Genomic DNA, 14,632 nt, shown 5'->3' on the forward strand with positions numbered 1-14,632 from the left:
ATTGTCTAAAAGGGCTGAAAATGTTGCAGACAGGTAGCTGCTTTTGCTACAATTAAGGACATAATTGAACTTATATAACACGGAGGCTATACATGAACCAAGAGATTAGCGATATCTTAATCAGTACGGAGGAAATCCAAGCCATTAATAAGCGCTTAGGCGAGGAAATTTCCAAAGATTATCAAGACCAAGACCTACTTGTGGTCGGAATCCTTAAAGGGTCATTTTTATTTATGGCTGATTTAATCCGAGAAATTAATGTGCCCCTAGAAGTGGACTTTATGGCGGTTTCTAGTTACGGCAATGGCACTGAATCAGGCGGTGACGTCAAGATCCTCAAAGATTTGGAGGCTTCAGTGGCAGGCCGGCATGTCTTATTGGTAGAAGATATTGTCGATACAGGTTATACCTTGCAACGACTAGCCGAACTTTTCAAAGAGCGCCAGGCCGCATCGGTCAAAATATGTGCATTTTTGAACAAGGCTGACCGGCGACAGGTAAAAGTAGAGGCTGATTACCTCGGCAAAGAAATTCCTGACGCTTTCGTTGTGGGATACGGCATGGACTATGCCCAAAAGTACCGTAATCTACCTTATGTAGGGGGTTTAAAGAGCGATCAGGCTTAATCTGTGTTATACTTACCTATCTGGATAAGACCGATTTAGTTTAAAATTAGAAATGGAGCTAATGTATGCAAAGAAAAGGATCAAAGAGACCCAATAACTTTTTTTCCAGTGGTCTAATTATCATTGTCATTTTCTTGGCGCTACTAGGAATAGTGAATTTCTTCTCGTCAGGAGGAAATTCGGCTGCTTCAGAGGAAATTAACCAATCCGAATTTATTCAAAAACTAAAGGATAAAGAAATTGAAACGGTTCAAATTAAACCTCGCGCAGGCGCCTATGAAATCACCGGGAAGTACCGGGAAGACAAGGAAGGAAGCGAGTCATCAACTTCCAATAATATTCCGATATTAAATAATACTGAACTCGACCAAGCTAAGGGATTCATTGTTCATGTATTACCTAATGACTCAACCCTCTCAGCCATTAACCAAGCGGCAGAAGATTCAGGGACCGAAGTCGTGGCCCAAGAGGAAGATCAAACCAATATGTGGATTAGTTTGATCATGAGCGCCATTCCCTTAATCTTCTTCGTGTTTATCATGTATATGATGTTCTCACAAACCCAAGGTGGGGGACGGAACAACCCCATGCAAATGGGTAAAAGCCGGGTAGAAGATGTTTCTAAGAAATCACGGGTGAAATTCTCTGACGTTGCTGGTTGTGAGGAAGAGAAGGAAGAACTAGTGGAACTGGTTGACTTCCTCCGTGCTCCCAAGAAATACCACGATATTGGTGCTCGGATTCCTAAAGGGGTCCTCTTAGAAGGCCCTCCCGGAACCGGTAAAACCTTACTAGCTAAAGCTGTAGCCGGGGAAGCTAATGTACCTTTCTACTCCATCTCGGGGTCAGAATTTGTGGAAATGTTTGTCGGTGTCGGGGCTAGTCGGGTGCGTGACTTGTTTGATACGGCCAAGAAAAATTCGCCTGCTATCATCTTCATTGATGAAATTGATGCGGTTGGTCGGCAACGGGGCGCAGCTTCAGGGAGCGGTGGCCATGATGAACGTGAACAAACCTTGAACCAACTCTTAGTTGAAATGGACGGTTTTGAAGAAAAGGACAATGTGATCGTGATTTCAGCAACCAACCGTTCTGATGTCTTAGACCCAGCCTTATTACGTCCGGGACGTTTTGACCGCCAAATCTTAGTGGGTCGTCCAGATGTGAAAGGTCGGGAAGCCATTCTGAAAGTTCACGCCCGCAACAAGCCACTAGCTCAAAATGTCGACCTCAAAGTGGTTGCCCAACAAACACCGGGCTTTACTGGGGCGGAATTAGAAAACGTCCTCAACGAAGCCGCCTTATTGGCCGCTCGTTTAGATAAGAAGAGAATCGAAATGGTGGATGTGGATGAAGCCCAAGACCGCGTTATCGCTGGTCCGGCTAAACCAAACAGCCAACCAAGCTTAGAAGAACGCCGGGTAACCGCCTTCCACGAGGCTGGACATACCGTCTGTGGTATGGTCTTAAGCGATGCTCGGGTCGTTCATAAGGTGACCATTGTTCCTCGTGGTAAAGCAGGGGGGTATGCAGTGATGCTACCTAAAGAAGATCAAACCATGCACTCCAAGAAAAACCTTCACGAACAAATTGTGGGGCTGCTTGGAGGACGTGCTTCAGAAGAAATCTTCTTTGACACCCAGACCACTGGGGCATCCAATGACTTTGAACAGGCAACTTCTTTAGCCCGTAGCATGATTACTGAATATGGGATGAGTGAGGAATTAGGTCCGATTTCTTATGAAGGAAACCACTCCATGAGAGGCACCAACCCTTACCAACAAAAATCCTATTCAGGTGAAACAGCAGCTAAAATTGACCAAGAACTCCGCAAGGTTATGGACCAAGCCTTAGAAGAAGCCAAAGATATCTTAAGTCAGCATAAGGAGCAAGTCCGTGTGATTGCTGAACATCTCTTAAAACTTGAGACCTTAAATGCTAAACAAATTAAGAGTTTATTTGAGAACGGTCATTTACCAGATGATGATGAAAGTCAGCAAAGTGGTCATGAAAATGAACCGATTTCTTATGAAGAAGCCAAAGAGAACTTGAAGAAATCTCAAATTGAACGTCAAAAGAAGGTTCAAGAAGAGGTCGATGATTCCAAGGAAGAGACCATTAGCTCTCCAGAGGAAGACCGTCATGAGGATCATGCAAACGAAACTCAAAATGACAATGTCCCTTCCCAAGGATCAAATGATGATGACCAAGAATAAGCTTAACATAATCGGTTAAGTAATCGGGACTGCGCCAAAAGACGCAGTCCTTTTTTCATGAGCTAAATCAAACATTTGCTATTGATAGGTGATTTAGGCATAATAAAAAGGCATTAAGGAAAGGAATTTAAAAATGACAGATAAGTTAATTAAAGCAATTAGTAAAGATGGTTTTGTACGTTGTAGTGTGATCGATGCCGGTGACTTAGTGGAGGACGCCCACCAACGCCATGATACCTGGAGCGCAGCCACAGCCGCTTTGGGACGGACTCTAATCGGGACTTTGCTCTTAGCTGGCGATATTAAAGACGATGCCAGAATGTCGGTTCAAATTAAGGGTAATGGCTTGGGTGGAAAAATTGTCACGACCGCTAATGGAGCGGGCGAGGTCAAGGGTTATATTGACAATCCCCATGTCTCGCTTGATTTGAATGACCAAGGCAAGTTGGATGTCCGTAAAGTGGTTGGTACTGAAGGAACCTTTTCAGTCACTAAGGATCTGGGTTTGAAGGAACCTTTTAGTGGACAAACCCCGATTGTTTCGGGTGAGATTGCCGAGGACTTTACCTATTACCTAGCGGCTTCGGAACAAATCCATTCTGCCATTGGCCTTGGGGTTTTGGTCAATCCGGATGAATCAGTCAACAAGGCGGGCGGTTGGATGTTACAAGTCTTACCGGGAGCGAGTGAAGAAACCATTAGCCGCTTGGAGCGTACGGTACAAGACCTCCCTCACATCACTAAATTACTCAGCCAGCATGCCAGCCTGGAGGAAATTATTGAACGTCTCTTAGGTGAAGGCCAAGCCAATATCTTGTCTACCCATCCGATAAGCTTTACCTGTGACTGCACCAAGGAACGCTTTGCTAAGGGCTTAGTCAGCCTAGGCAGTCAGGAACTCAAAGCCATTATTGAAGAAGATGGTCAAGCAGAAACCGTTTGCCATTTCTGTAATAGTCATTACCACTACAGTAAGGACGACTTGGAAAAACTTCTAGAGGAGGCCGAAGCCTAGTCCTTTACCTTTAGTTGCTTAGTTGATTATGCTAAAATAGTAATAATAAATGCCAGAAGCTGATGAAGAGGTGTGTAAAATGGTAGAAAAACTGGACAATTTGCTCTTGACCATTGGAGAGACTCCACTGATTAAATTACAGCGGTCGGTTCCTTATCAAGCAGCGGATGTTTATGTCAAATTAGAAAGACAAAATCCCACTGGTCATATCAAAGACCGTTCCCTATTAAATATGTTGGAAGTCTATGAGGAAAAAGGCGACCTAGCCAGTGGGACTAGGCTAGTGGTCTGCGCTGACTTTGTTACTATTCGTTCATTGGCTTGCCTAGCGGCTATTAAGGGTTATGATGGCGATTTCTTCCTCAACGAAGTGGTCAGTGAGGCTGACTTGAAAGCACTGCGTGAATACGGTATGACCATTCATCCTCTCAGCGATCCTGACAAAGTCACTGAGCAAAGACAAGCAGCCATTGAAAGCGGACAAAAAGAAGCAGCATTCTTGCTTCATCCTGATAGTGACTATGCCTGCTCGGTGGTCCACCAGCTGACTACGGGGCCAGAAATTATTGAGGCCTTAGGGGGGAAAGCTCCGAATGCCTTTGTATCAGCGGTATCAACAGGAGCTAGTCTCTCTGGTATTGGCCGGGCCCTCAAAGACGCGTCGGAAAAGACCGCTATTTATGCTGTGGAAGCAAGTAGTCAATCAAGCTTAAATGATCTCGACACGGCTAGCGACCTTCCCCTCCTAGATACCAGTCTCTTTGCTGAGATTATCCGGGTCCAAGACAGCCGCGCTTACCAAGAACAAGAGTGGCTAAAGGTCAATGAAGGCCTTGAAGTCGACTTTCAATCAGCCCTAGCAATTACCGGAGCGATTGCCGTTGCCGAACGCCTAGGCCGGGGGCATAAGGTAGTTACCATAGCTAATGGACGATAATTTGAAGGATGTGAGGAAGGATCAGTGAGAGAGATTCCTTGGAAGAAAAGATGATAAGATCAGCTATAAGGATGTGAGAACGCCGCTAAAGCCCTGAATTGCTGGAGGAAAATATCATAAGCACAGCAGGACTGTGCGTTGGTATTTTCTGAAGCAACTTCAAGGCTGGCGTTCGAACTCAGCTTGCTGATCGTTCAACTTTTCTGAAAGGACATCCCCTCACCCTTCCGAACTCAACTGTAAGGATGTGAGAAAGGCGTCGATGAGCAAGACCGCTAGTCATTCTTTAGTTGTAACTCGCTGATGCTTGGAACAGGTTTTGCATTTAGAAAAAGGGCTGGGGCTTTTGTCTCTGCTCTTTTCTTCTGCCGTTTTTTCTGATAGAATCATTTGGTGTGTCTATAATTAGAAAGGGAGTACTATGATCAAAATCGGCAATATTGAAATCACTAACCCCATTGCGGTCGCTCCGATGGCTGGTGTCTCTAACGCCGCCTTTCGAACCATTGTCAAGGCCCAGGGAGCGGGACTGGTTGTTTGTGAAATGATTTCTGACCAAGGAATTCATTTTAGAAATAAAAAGACCCTATCCATGCTACATATTGAGGATGAAGAGTGGCCGCTTTCCGTGCAGATCTTTGGCGGTCAAGCCGACTCCTTAGCGGAAGCAGCCCAATTTATTGAAGCCAATACCAAGGCTGCCATCATTGATATCAACATGGGCTGCCCGGTCAATAAAGTGGTGAAGACCGATGCTGGATCTAAGGCGCTCTTAGATCCTAATGAAGTCTATAATCGGGTAAAGATGGTTGCCGATGCAGTCTCCATCCCAGTCACAGTGAAAATGCGGACAGGTTGGGACGATGACCATATCCTAGCCGTGGAAAATGCTCTGGCTGCTCAAGAAGCTGGCGCGAAGATGATTGCTATGCACGGCAGAACCCGGGAGCAAATGTATACCGGTAAGGCTAACTGGAATATTATCAAGCAAGTCAGTCAAAAGCTCTCTGTGCCTTTTTACGGTAATGGGGACATCCGAACTCCCGAAGAAGCCAAGTACGCCCTCGACAATTATGGGGTTGATGGTGTCATGGTGGGACGGGGTTGCCTAGGTAACCCCTGGGTAATCCACCGTATGGTTCATTACGTGGAGACCGGCGAACTCTTACCTGAAAAAACAGGTCTAGAACGGATTGAAGCCTGCAAGGACCACTTGACCCGACTGGTTGACTTAAAAGGGGAAAGTGTTGGGGTCCGGGAATTTCGTTCCATGGTGGCTTATTATCTCAAAGGAATCCCTCGTTCGGCTAAGGTCAAGGTGGCCTGCACCCAGGCTGATTCCTACCAAGAAGTCGTCGATCTATTAAACGATTTCGCTAAGGCGACTAAAGAGCGTGAAAAAGCGCCTAAACGCCAACGCTTATCACGGGAAGAACGTTTAGCACAAAGAGAAGCTGCTAAAAACCATTAAATAGTATAGAATAAGAGGGAAGACCAAAAAGCATGCCTGAAGGGCTGTTTTTAAATAGAATGAATTAAAATAGTATGGGAGTGTCGATAATGGCAAAGGAAAACCAACAGCATGAAGCGATGAATGACCAAATGCAAGTCCGTCGCGAAAAAGTAGATGAATTAATAGAAAATGGCTACCAACCATTTGCGAAAGGCTTTAAGCGCGATGCCCTCGCTCAAGAAATCCATGACCAGTATGAAGCTTTTGACAAGGATGAACTGGCTGATAAGGCAGTCTTTGTTAATATTGCTGGCCGCCTCATGACAAAAAGAGGGAAGGGCCGGGCCGGTTTTGGTCATATCCAGGATGGCTCTGGTCAAATTCAAATTTATGTTCGTAAAGACGAAATTGGCGACAAGGATTATGTGGATATCTGGAAGAAGGCTGACCTCGGTGATATTATCGCTGTTTCAGGTTATGTGATGCGGACCAATACCGGTGAATTATCGGTTAAGGCAGAAGAATTAAAACATCTAACCAAGGCGCTGCGCCCACTTCCTGACAAGTACCATGGCTTACAAGATAAGGAACAAATCTACCGTCAACGCCATTTGGACTTGATTACTAACCGGGAGAGCTATGACCGCTTTGTTACCCGGTCAAAGATCATCAGTGAAATCCGTCGTTTCCTCGATCAACGTGGCTACTTAGAAGTGGAAACCCCAGTTTTACATAACATTCCTGGGGGAGCCAATGCCCGTCCTTTCGTTACTCACCATAATGCTTTAGACATTGATTTATACCTACGTATTGCTTTGGAACTCCACCTCAAACGCTTAATCGTCGGAGGAATGGAAAAAGTTTATGAAATTGGTCGGGTCTTCAGAAATGAAGGGATTGACCACACCCACAATCCTGAGTTCACCTTGTTAGAACTCTATACTGCTTATAGCGATATGTGGGACGTGATGGACTTAGTCGAAGAATTATACCACCATATTGCGAGCCAAGTGGTGGGATCAACCACCATTCCTTATGGAGACCACCAATTAGACTTTTCTGGTCAATGGCGCCGGGTCCACATGGTTGACGCTATTAAAGAGGCTACCGGTGTCGACTTCTGGCAAGAAATGACCGATGAAGAAGCGCGTCAACTAGCCAAAGACCACCATGTTGAAGTCAAAGGTACGGATGACTTTGGTAAGGTGGTTAACGAATTCTTTGAAACTTTTGTGGAAGAAACCCTTATTCAACCAACCTTTGTGTATGGTCATCCGAAGTCAATCTCACCATTGGCACGGGCTAATGAAGAAGATAGCCGCTTCACCGACCGCTTTGAGGCCTTTATTGCCGGAGCGGAAGCAGGGAACGCCTTTACTGAATTGACTGACCCTATCGACCAACGGCAACGCTTTGAAGCCCAAGTCAAGGAAAGAGAATTGGGTGACGATGAAGCCCAACATATGGACGAAGACTTCGTGGAAGCTCTGGAAACTGGGATGCCACCAACGGGCGGTTTAGGTATCGGGATTGACCGTTTGGTAATGATCTTCACCAACTCCGACTCTATCCGCGACATCCTACTCTTCCCAACCATGCGTAATAAATAATGGAAGGACGGTCTAGTTATCGACTAGGTCCGTCGTAGCTAACGGCTGCTTGATTTTCACCTATGGGAAGATGAAGCAGCTTTTTTTATTGATATCATTAAGGCAAGTGATTAGTGAAAAACAAAAGCTATGCTCAACAAATCTAATTGAAATAACGATGAACTGACGCCTGCAGACAAGTCACTTGAGGAGGAAAGCTTATGAAAGACGTCACCCATTCAGAAAAAGAAGACCAAAAGAAAAACAGTCAGCTGAAAAGATTGCGCTTGGGCTTACATGCTGGGGCCTTATTAATCTTATTAGGCTACTATTATTTTTATTTACCGCCTTTGAACTATGCCTCCATGGCTTTTTGGGCCTTTCTTGGCCTGGGGGCCTTACTCTTCTTTATTGCTGAAGCGATCTATGATAGTGAGCTAAAACGAACTCACCGCCAGAAGGCTCGGCAAGCTAATCTTGGCCAGCGGTTGCGGTCCGCCTTTAGTCAAAAAGACCGGCCTAAGCGTAAATATCGGATTCTTTTTGCTGGAGTAGGAATGGTACTCCTTGCCTATCTGGCTATCCAGATGATTTATAGTCCCTTATTCATGGCTGACCGCTATGCTCATATGATCGAACTGGATAAGAAAGATTTCAAAAAAGATTTCCCAGAAACCGATGTGAGTCAGATTCCCTTGATTGACCGCGATACGGCGGCCTTATTAGGGAACCGACGCCTTGGCGAACTTTCTGAATTGGTTTCTCAGTTTGAGGCGGCCCCTGACTATACGCAGATTAATATTCAAGGCCATCCCTACCGGGTCTCCCCCTTGGAATATGCTGGGTTTTTCAAGTGGTTGAATAATTTTAGACAGGGGATTCCTAACTATATCCAAGTCGATATGGTCTCAGGAGACACTAAACTAGTGGACTTAGAAAACACCATGAAGTACACCAATGATGATCTCTTCTTCCGCAATGCTAAACGGGTTTTGCGCCTACGCTATCCCTTTGCCATTTTTAACCAGCCATCCTTTGAAGTCGATGACCAGGGCCACCCCTACTATGTGGCGACCACTTATGGTAAGCATTTTATAGTCAAGGAGCCTGAACCTACAGGAGTGGTCTTATTGGATGCGGTAAGTGGGGAGACCCAGCACTATCAATTGGACCAAGTGCCTGGCTGGATCGACCGGGTCTATTCTTCCGACATTATCCTCCACCAACTGCAGATGAACGGGAAATACCGGGGCGGCTTTTGGAATGCCTTATTTGCCAAGACGGGAGTGACCAAGCCCACAGCAGGCTATAATTACCTGCCCATGAACGATGACATCTTCCTTTATACTGGGGTCACTTCGGTAGCCCAAGATGCCTCAAATATCGGCTTTGTCTTGGTTAATATGCGGACCAAGGAAACCAGTTTCTATCCCTTGACCGCGGCGGAAGAAATATCAGCCATGAAATCCTCGGAAGGCTCTGTCCAAGAAAAAGGCTACCAAGCGACTTTCCCACTCTTAATCAATTTAAAGGGCAATCCCATGTATATCTTGTCTCTAAAGGACCAGGCTGGGTTGATTAAGCAGTATGCCTTAATTGACGTCAATAACTATCAAAATGTGATCATCGCTCAGTCAGTGCCTGCTTTGATTGAAGAGTATGCCAAGGCTAGTGGGGCCCATTTTGAAGAAGTTAGTCAAATGGAAGACCTTAAAACCGTTGAAGGGCAATTAGACCAGATCGCTGCCGTAGTCAAAGAGGGCAATTCGGTCTATTACTTGAAGATCGATGGCAGTATCTACCAAGTCCCCATCCAACTTAATGAAGAGCTTCCCTTCCTGGTGCCCGATACGGCGGTTAAACTTCAAGTTAGAAAAGATGGCCAGGTGGAAAAACTGGAAGCCCTTGATTAACTATAATGAAAGGAAAGTCCCTAAGTTGACTTTCCTTTTTACTTTTTGACGCAAAAGAGGGAATTTCAAATTAATTTGTTGACATTGAAATCAAAGGGTGGTAGAGTATTAAAGGTGCTTTTTGTATACAGATTCCTGTAAACAAAATACAGTCGTGCTGACTGATACATCATGGCACAACATAAATCACCAATAATCGATTCACTAGGTGTCGATTATTTCTTTTTTGTAGTAGATGACACACCAGGATGTGTGGCTTTAAAATGAAAACAGAAGAATTGGAAGGAGGAATAATAGTAAATGCCTACTATTAACCAATTATTACGTAAACCTCGTAAATCTAGCAAGGCAAAATCAAACTCACCTGCTTTGAACAGAGGTTATAACTCAATGAAAAAACAACCTACCCGTACCAACTCTCCTCAGAAGCGTGGAGTATGTACCCGTGTAGGGACGATGACACCTAAGAAACCTAACTCAGCCTTACGTAAATACGCTCGTGTACGTTTATCCAACATGGTTGAAGTGACTGCTTATATTCCAGGAATTGGGCACAACCTTCAAGAACACAGTGTCGTACTTATTCGTGGTGGTCGTGTTAAGGACTTACCAGGGGTTCGTTACCACATCGTTCGTGGCGCTTTAGATACCGCTGGTGTTGAAAACCGCCGTCAAAGTCGTTCTAAATACGGAACCAAAAAACCTAGAGACTAAGATTAAATCAGAAAGGAGGGCATTGGATGCCTCGTAAAGGACATGTTGCAAAACGTGATGTATTGCCAGACCCAATTTACAATTCAAAAATGGTTACTCGCCTAATCAGCCAAATCATGGTTGACGGTAAACGTGGTAAAGCAGCAACCATCTTATACAATGCTTTTGATATTATTAAAGAAGAAACTGGAAATGACGCTATGGAAGTTTACCAAGAAGCGCTTGAAAACATTTCTCCAGTTTTAGAAGTTAAAGCGCGTCGTGTTGGGGGTGCTAACTACCAAGTGCCTATGGAAGTTCGCCCAGAACGCCGTCAAACTTTAGCTCTTCGTTGGCTTGTTCAAGCAGCTCGTAACCGTGGTGAAGGAACCATGAATGTTCGTTTAGCGCGTGAAATCATGGACGCTGCTAACAACACCGGTGCTGCCGTTAGAAAACGTGAAGAAACCCACCGTATGGCTGAAGCCAACAAAGCTTTCGCTCACTTCCGCTGGTAATAAATTTTCCTGCTTTATTAGTGGAAAATTCCTAGTACGGCAGGTATTATAAGTGAGGACAAGTTTTTATTCTATTTTAAAGTAAAGGAGAGTTATTCAAAGATGGCTAAAAGAGAATTCCCTCTTGAAAAAACAAGAAACATCGGAATTATGGCCCACATCGATGCCGGTAAGACAACCACGACTGAACGTATCTTGTACTATACCGGTAAAATCCACAAAATTGGTGAAACCCACGAAGGGGCTTCCCAAATGGACTGGATGGAACAAGAACAAGAACGTGGGATTACGATTACTTCTGCAGCAACAACTGCACAATGGAAGGGTTATCGAGTAAACATTATCGACACCCCAGGGCACGTGGACTTCACAGTTGAAGTTGAACGTTCCTTACGTGTTCTTGATGGTGCCGTAACCGTTCTTGACGCTCAATCCGGGGTAGAACCTCAAACAGAAACTGTTTGGCGTCAAGCTGATACCTACCATGTTCCACGTATCGTATTTGCTAACAAGATGGACAAGATCGGTGCTGACTTCTTATATGCTGTTGACACCATTAAAGACCGCTTAGGAGCAAATGCTCACGCAATCCAATTACCTATTGGTGCTGAAGATAATTTCACTGGAATCATTGACTTAGTTAAGATGAAAGCTGAAATTTATGAAGACGAAATGGGTCAAGTGATTGATGAAGAAGATATTCCAGAAGAATATCAAGAACTTGCTGAAAAATGGCGTACTGACCTTGTTGAAGCCGTTGCAGATACTGACGAAGACTTAATGATTGCTTACCTAGAAGGTGAAGAAATCACTGAAGAACAATTAAAAGCTGCTATCCGTAAAGCAACCTTGAACTTGGAATTCTTCCCAGTACTATGTGGCTCCGCCTTCAAAAACAAAGGGGTTCAATTAATGTTGGATGCAGTTATTGACTACTTACCTGCACCTACCGATGTTCCTCCAATTGAAGCAGAACGCGCAAACAACCCAGATGAAACCTTTGAAGTTCGTGCAAACGATGACTCACCATTCTCAGCTTTAGCCTTCAAGGTGATGACAGACCCTTATGTTGGTCGTTTAACCTTCTTCCGCGTTTACTCAGGGACTCTTGAAGCTGGTTCATACGTGCTTAACGCTACTTCTGACACTCGTGAACGTGTTGGACGTATCTTATTGATGCACGCTAACTCTCGTTCAGAAGTTGAAGAAGTCTTCTCTGGTGACATCGCTGCTGCGGTTGGTTTGAAGAACACCACTACTGGTGACACCCTCTGTGATACCAAGAACCCAATTATTTTGGAAAGAATGGAATTCCCAGAACCTGTTATCGAAGTGGCTATCGAACCAAACACCAAGGCTGACCAAGACAAGATGCAAATTGCTTTGGGTAAATTAGCTGAAGAAGACCCAACCTTCCGTGCAAGTACCGACCATGAAACTGGTCAAACCATTATTGCCGGTATGGGTGAGTTGCACTTAGACATTATCGTTGACCGTTTGAAACGTGAATTCAACGTTGAAGCAACTGTTGGTGCTCCTCAAGTGTCTTACCGTGAAACCTTCACCAAACAAACACAAGCCCAAGGTAAGTTTGTTCGTCAATCTGGTGGTAAAGGGCAATACGGGGACGTATGGATCGAATTTACCCCTAACGAAGAAGGTGCCGGTTTCGAATTTGAAGACGCTATCGTTGGTGGGGTTGTTCCTCGTGAATACATCCCTTCAGTTGAAGCTGGTTTGAAAGACGCTATGGAAAATGGTGTTCTCGCAGGCTTCCCATTAGTTGACGTGAAGGCTAAACTTTATGATGGTTCTTACCACGATGTCGACTCCAGTGAAGCAGCCTTCAAGGTTGCCGCTTCTCTTGCATTACGTAATGCAGCTAAAGATGCTGGCGCAGTAATCCTTGAGCCTGTGATGAAGGTTGATATTGTTGTTCCTGAAGACTACTTAGGCGATGTTATGGGACATGTTTCCGCACGTCGTGGCCGTATCGAAGGACAAGAACCACGCGGTAACGCTTTAACCTTACACTCATTTGTGCCACTATCTGAAATGTTTGGGTATGCAACAACCTTACGTTCAGCAACCCAAGGACGTGGGACATTTACCATGACCTTTGACCACTATGAACCTGTTCCAAAATCTGTCAGTGAAGAAATCATTGCCAAATATGGTAAAGGTTCTGAAGATTAGTCTAAAGGCTTAAAAATCAAGGAAAGATGAGGTAGAGTCCTTGACTTTATCAAGGCCTATCTCATATAATTAAACTACTGAATCTATATACATAAGATAGAAATTTAGTGTTAACTTTTAGGAGGAAAATTATACAATGGCAAAAGAACATTTTGATCGTAGTAAACCACACGTAAATATCGGTACTTTAGGTCACGTTGACCACGGTAAAACCACTTTATCAGCAGCTATCGCTACTGTTTTAGCAAAAAATGGTTTCGGTGAAGCTAAAGACTACGCTGCGATCGATAACGCACCTGAAGAACAAGAACGTGGGATTACTATTAACACTTCTCACATCGAATACGAAACAGCTAACCGTCACTACGCTCACGTTGACTGCCCAGGCCACGCGGACTACGTTAAGAACATGATCACCGGTGCTGCTCAAATGGACGGTGCGATCTTAGTTGTTGCCGCAACTGACGGTCCTATGGCTCAAACTCGTGAACACATCTTACTTGCTCGTCAAGTTGGGGTTCCTTACTTCGTTGTATTCTTAAACAAATGTGATATGGTTGACGACGAAGAATTACTTGAATTAGTTGAACTTGAAGTTCGTGACTTATTAAGTGAATATGGTTTCCCAGGAGATGACGTTCCTGTAATTAAAGGTTCTGCATTAAAAGCTCTTGAAGGCGACCCAGATGCTGAACAAGCGATCTTAGACTTAATGGAAGCTGTTGACGAATACATCCCAACTCCAGAACGTGACACTGACAAACCATTCATGATGCCAGTTGAAGACGTATTCTCAATTACCGGTCGTGGTACCGTTGCTACTGGTCGTGTTGAACGTGGTAAGATCGAAGTTGGTAAAGAAGTTGAAATCGTTGGTTTAGCTGACAAACCTGAAAAAACAACTGTTACCGGTCTTGAAATGTTCCGTAAAACACTTGACTACGCTGAAGCAGGTGACAACGTTGGTGCCTTATTACGTGGTATTACCCGTGAAAACATCGAACGTGGTCAAGTTTTAGCTGAACCAGGTACCATTACTCCACATACCGAATTCAAAGCAGAAGTTTATGTTTTAACTAAAGAAGAAGGTGGACGTCACACCCCATTCATGAACAACTACCGTCCACAATTCTACTTCCGTACAACTGACATTACCGGTGAAGTTATCTTACCAGAAGACACACCAATGGTAATGCCTGGTGACAACGTTACTATGGAAGTTAAATTAATTCACCCAATCGCTATTGAAGAAGGTACTAACTTCTCAATCCGTGAAGGTGGCCACACTGTTGGTGCCGGTGTTGTTTCTGAAATTCTTTAATTTTTAGAACATGCCAAGAAAAAGAGCTCATCCGAGCTCTTTTTTTATTTTAAAAATAATTTTAGAACTAAATGGTTTACAAAACAGGTAATTGTCGGTATTTTATTAATAGTTATTTACTAAATTAAGACAAATTGTTAGAAAAAACAAAAGCA

At 44.3% G+C, this 14,632-nt stretch carries 11 protein-coding genes; all 11 read left to right on the forward strand.

From position 1 onward, the window contains the following. Positions 1–92: 92 nt before the first annotated feature. The 11 genes from hpt (at position 93) to tuf (ending at position 14,477) form a co-directional block, all read left to right on the forward strand. Entirely contained in the window at positions 93–626 is a 534-nt protein-coding gene (gene hpt, locus HMPREF9243_RS02330) for a hypoxanthine phosphoribosyltransferase (RefSeq protein ID WP_013669898.1), read from the forward strand. Between the two features lie 65 nt (positions 627–691). Continuing rightward, complete coding sequence (gene ftsH, locus HMPREF9243_RS02335; protein WP_013668567.1) at positions 692–2,842, forward strand: ATP-dependent zinc metalloprotease FtsH; 2,151 nt, start codon at positions 692–694, stop codon at positions 2,840–2,842. Positions 2,843–2,975: 133 nt separating this feature from the next. Then, positions 2,976–3,857 carry an Hsp33 family molecular chaperone HslO gene (hslO, locus tag HMPREF9243_RS02340; RefSeq protein ID WP_013669334.1) on the forward strand — a complete coding sequence of 294 codons (882 nt, stop codon included), beginning with the start codon at positions 2,976–2,978 and terminating at the stop codon, positions 3,855–3,857. A gap of 79 nt (positions 3,858–3,936) precedes the next feature. Beyond that, positions 3,937–4,794, forward strand: coding sequence for a pyridoxal-phosphate dependent enzyme (locus tag HMPREF9243_RS02345; RefSeq protein WP_013670061.1), 858 nt, complete (start codon positions 3,937–3,939; stop codon positions 4,792–4,794). 421 nt (positions 4,795–5,215) lie between these two features. Further along, on the forward strand, positions 5,216–6,265 hold the full coding sequence (gene dusB / locus HMPREF9243_RS02350; protein WP_013668923.1) for a tRNA dihydrouridine synthase DusB: 1,050 nt from the start codon (positions 5,216–5,218) through the stop codon (positions 6,263–6,265). Positions 6,266–6,354: 89 nt separating this feature from the next. Beyond that, the gene (lysS, locus tag HMPREF9243_RS02355) at positions 6,355–7,857 is read left to right on the forward strand and encodes a lysine--tRNA ligase (RefSeq protein ID WP_013669882.1); all 1,503 of its coding nucleotides are present in this window, start codon (positions 6,355–6,357) and stop codon (positions 7,855–7,857) included. A 200-nt stretch (positions 7,858–8,057) separates the two neighbouring features. Beyond that, positions 8,058–9,749, forward strand: a complete 1,692-nt coding sequence (locus HMPREF9243_RS02360) for a hypothetical protein (protein WP_013668730.1) — start codon at positions 8,058–8,060, stop codon at positions 9,747–9,749. Between the two features lie 300 nt (positions 9,750–10,049). Continuing rightward, the gene (rpsL, locus tag HMPREF9243_RS02365; RefSeq protein ID WP_013669654.1) at positions 10,050–10,463 is read left to right on the forward strand and encodes a 30S ribosomal protein S12; all 414 of its coding nucleotides are present in this window, start codon (positions 10,050–10,052) and stop codon (positions 10,461–10,463) included. A 26-nt stretch (positions 10,464–10,489) separates the two neighbouring features. Further along, complete coding sequence (gene rpsG, locus HMPREF9243_RS02370; RefSeq protein WP_013668505.1) at positions 10,490–10,960, forward strand: 30S ribosomal protein S7; 471 nt, start codon at positions 10,490–10,492, stop codon at positions 10,958–10,960. A gap of 102 nt (positions 10,961–11,062) precedes the next feature. Beyond that, positions 11,063–13,156, forward strand: coding sequence for an elongation factor G (gene fusA, locus HMPREF9243_RS02375; protein WP_013669335.1), 2,094 nt, complete (start codon positions 11,063–11,065; stop codon positions 13,154–13,156). A 136-nt stretch (positions 13,157–13,292) separates the two neighbouring features. After that, a complete protein-coding gene (gene tuf / locus HMPREF9243_RS02380) occupies positions 13,293–14,477 on the forward strand; it encodes an elongation factor Tu (protein WP_013668816.1) in 1,185 nt (394 codons plus the stop codon). Positions 14,478–14,632 lie beyond the last annotated feature (155 nt).

Origin of the sequence: Aerococcus sp. Group 1, assembly GCF_000193205.1 — a bacterium.
GTDB classification, from domain to species: Bacteria; Bacillota; Bacilli; order Lactobacillales; family Aerococcaceae; genus Aerococcus; species Aerococcus urinae_A.

Bases quoted from the DNA above. Each gene is read 5' to 3' on its own strand.
- hpt (WP_013669898.1), top strand. From the start codon at position 93: ATGAACCAAGAGATTAGCGATATCTTAATCAGTACGGAGGAAATCCAA.
- rpsG (WP_013668505.1), top strand. From the start codon at position 10,490: ATGCCTCGTAAAGGACATGTTGCAAAACGTGATGTATTGCCAGACCCA.
- HMPREF9243_RS02360 (WP_013668730.1), top strand. From the start codon at position 8,058: ATGAAAGACGTCACCCATTCAGAAAAAGAAGACCAAAAGAAAAACAGT.
- HMPREF9243_RS02345 (WP_013670061.1), top strand. From the start codon at position 3,937: ATGGTAGAAAAACTGGACAATTTGCTCTTGACCATTGGAGAGACTCCA.
- lysS (WP_013669882.1), top strand. From the start codon at position 6,355: ATGGCAAAGGAAAACCAACAGCATGAAGCGATGAATGACCAAATGCAA.
- ftsH (WP_013668567.1), top strand. From the start codon at position 692: ATGCAAAGAAAAGGATCAAAGAGACCCAATAACTTTTTTTCCAGTGGT.
- fusA (WP_013669335.1), top strand. From the start codon at position 11,063: ATGGCTAAAAGAGAATTCCCTCTTGAAAAAACAAGAAACATCGGAATT.
- dusB (WP_013668923.1), top strand. From the start codon at position 5,216: ATGATCAAAATCGGCAATATTGAAATCACTAACCCCATTGCGGTCGCT.
- tuf (WP_013668816.1), top strand. From the start codon at position 13,293: ATGGCAAAAGAACATTTTGATCGTAGTAAACCACACGTAAATATCGGT.
- hslO (WP_013669334.1), top strand. From the start codon at position 2,976: ATGACAGATAAGTTAATTAAAGCAATTAGTAAAGATGGTTTTGTACGT.
- rpsL (WP_013669654.1), top strand. From the start codon at position 10,050: ATGCCTACTATTAACCAATTATTACGTAAACCTCGTAAATCTAGCAAG.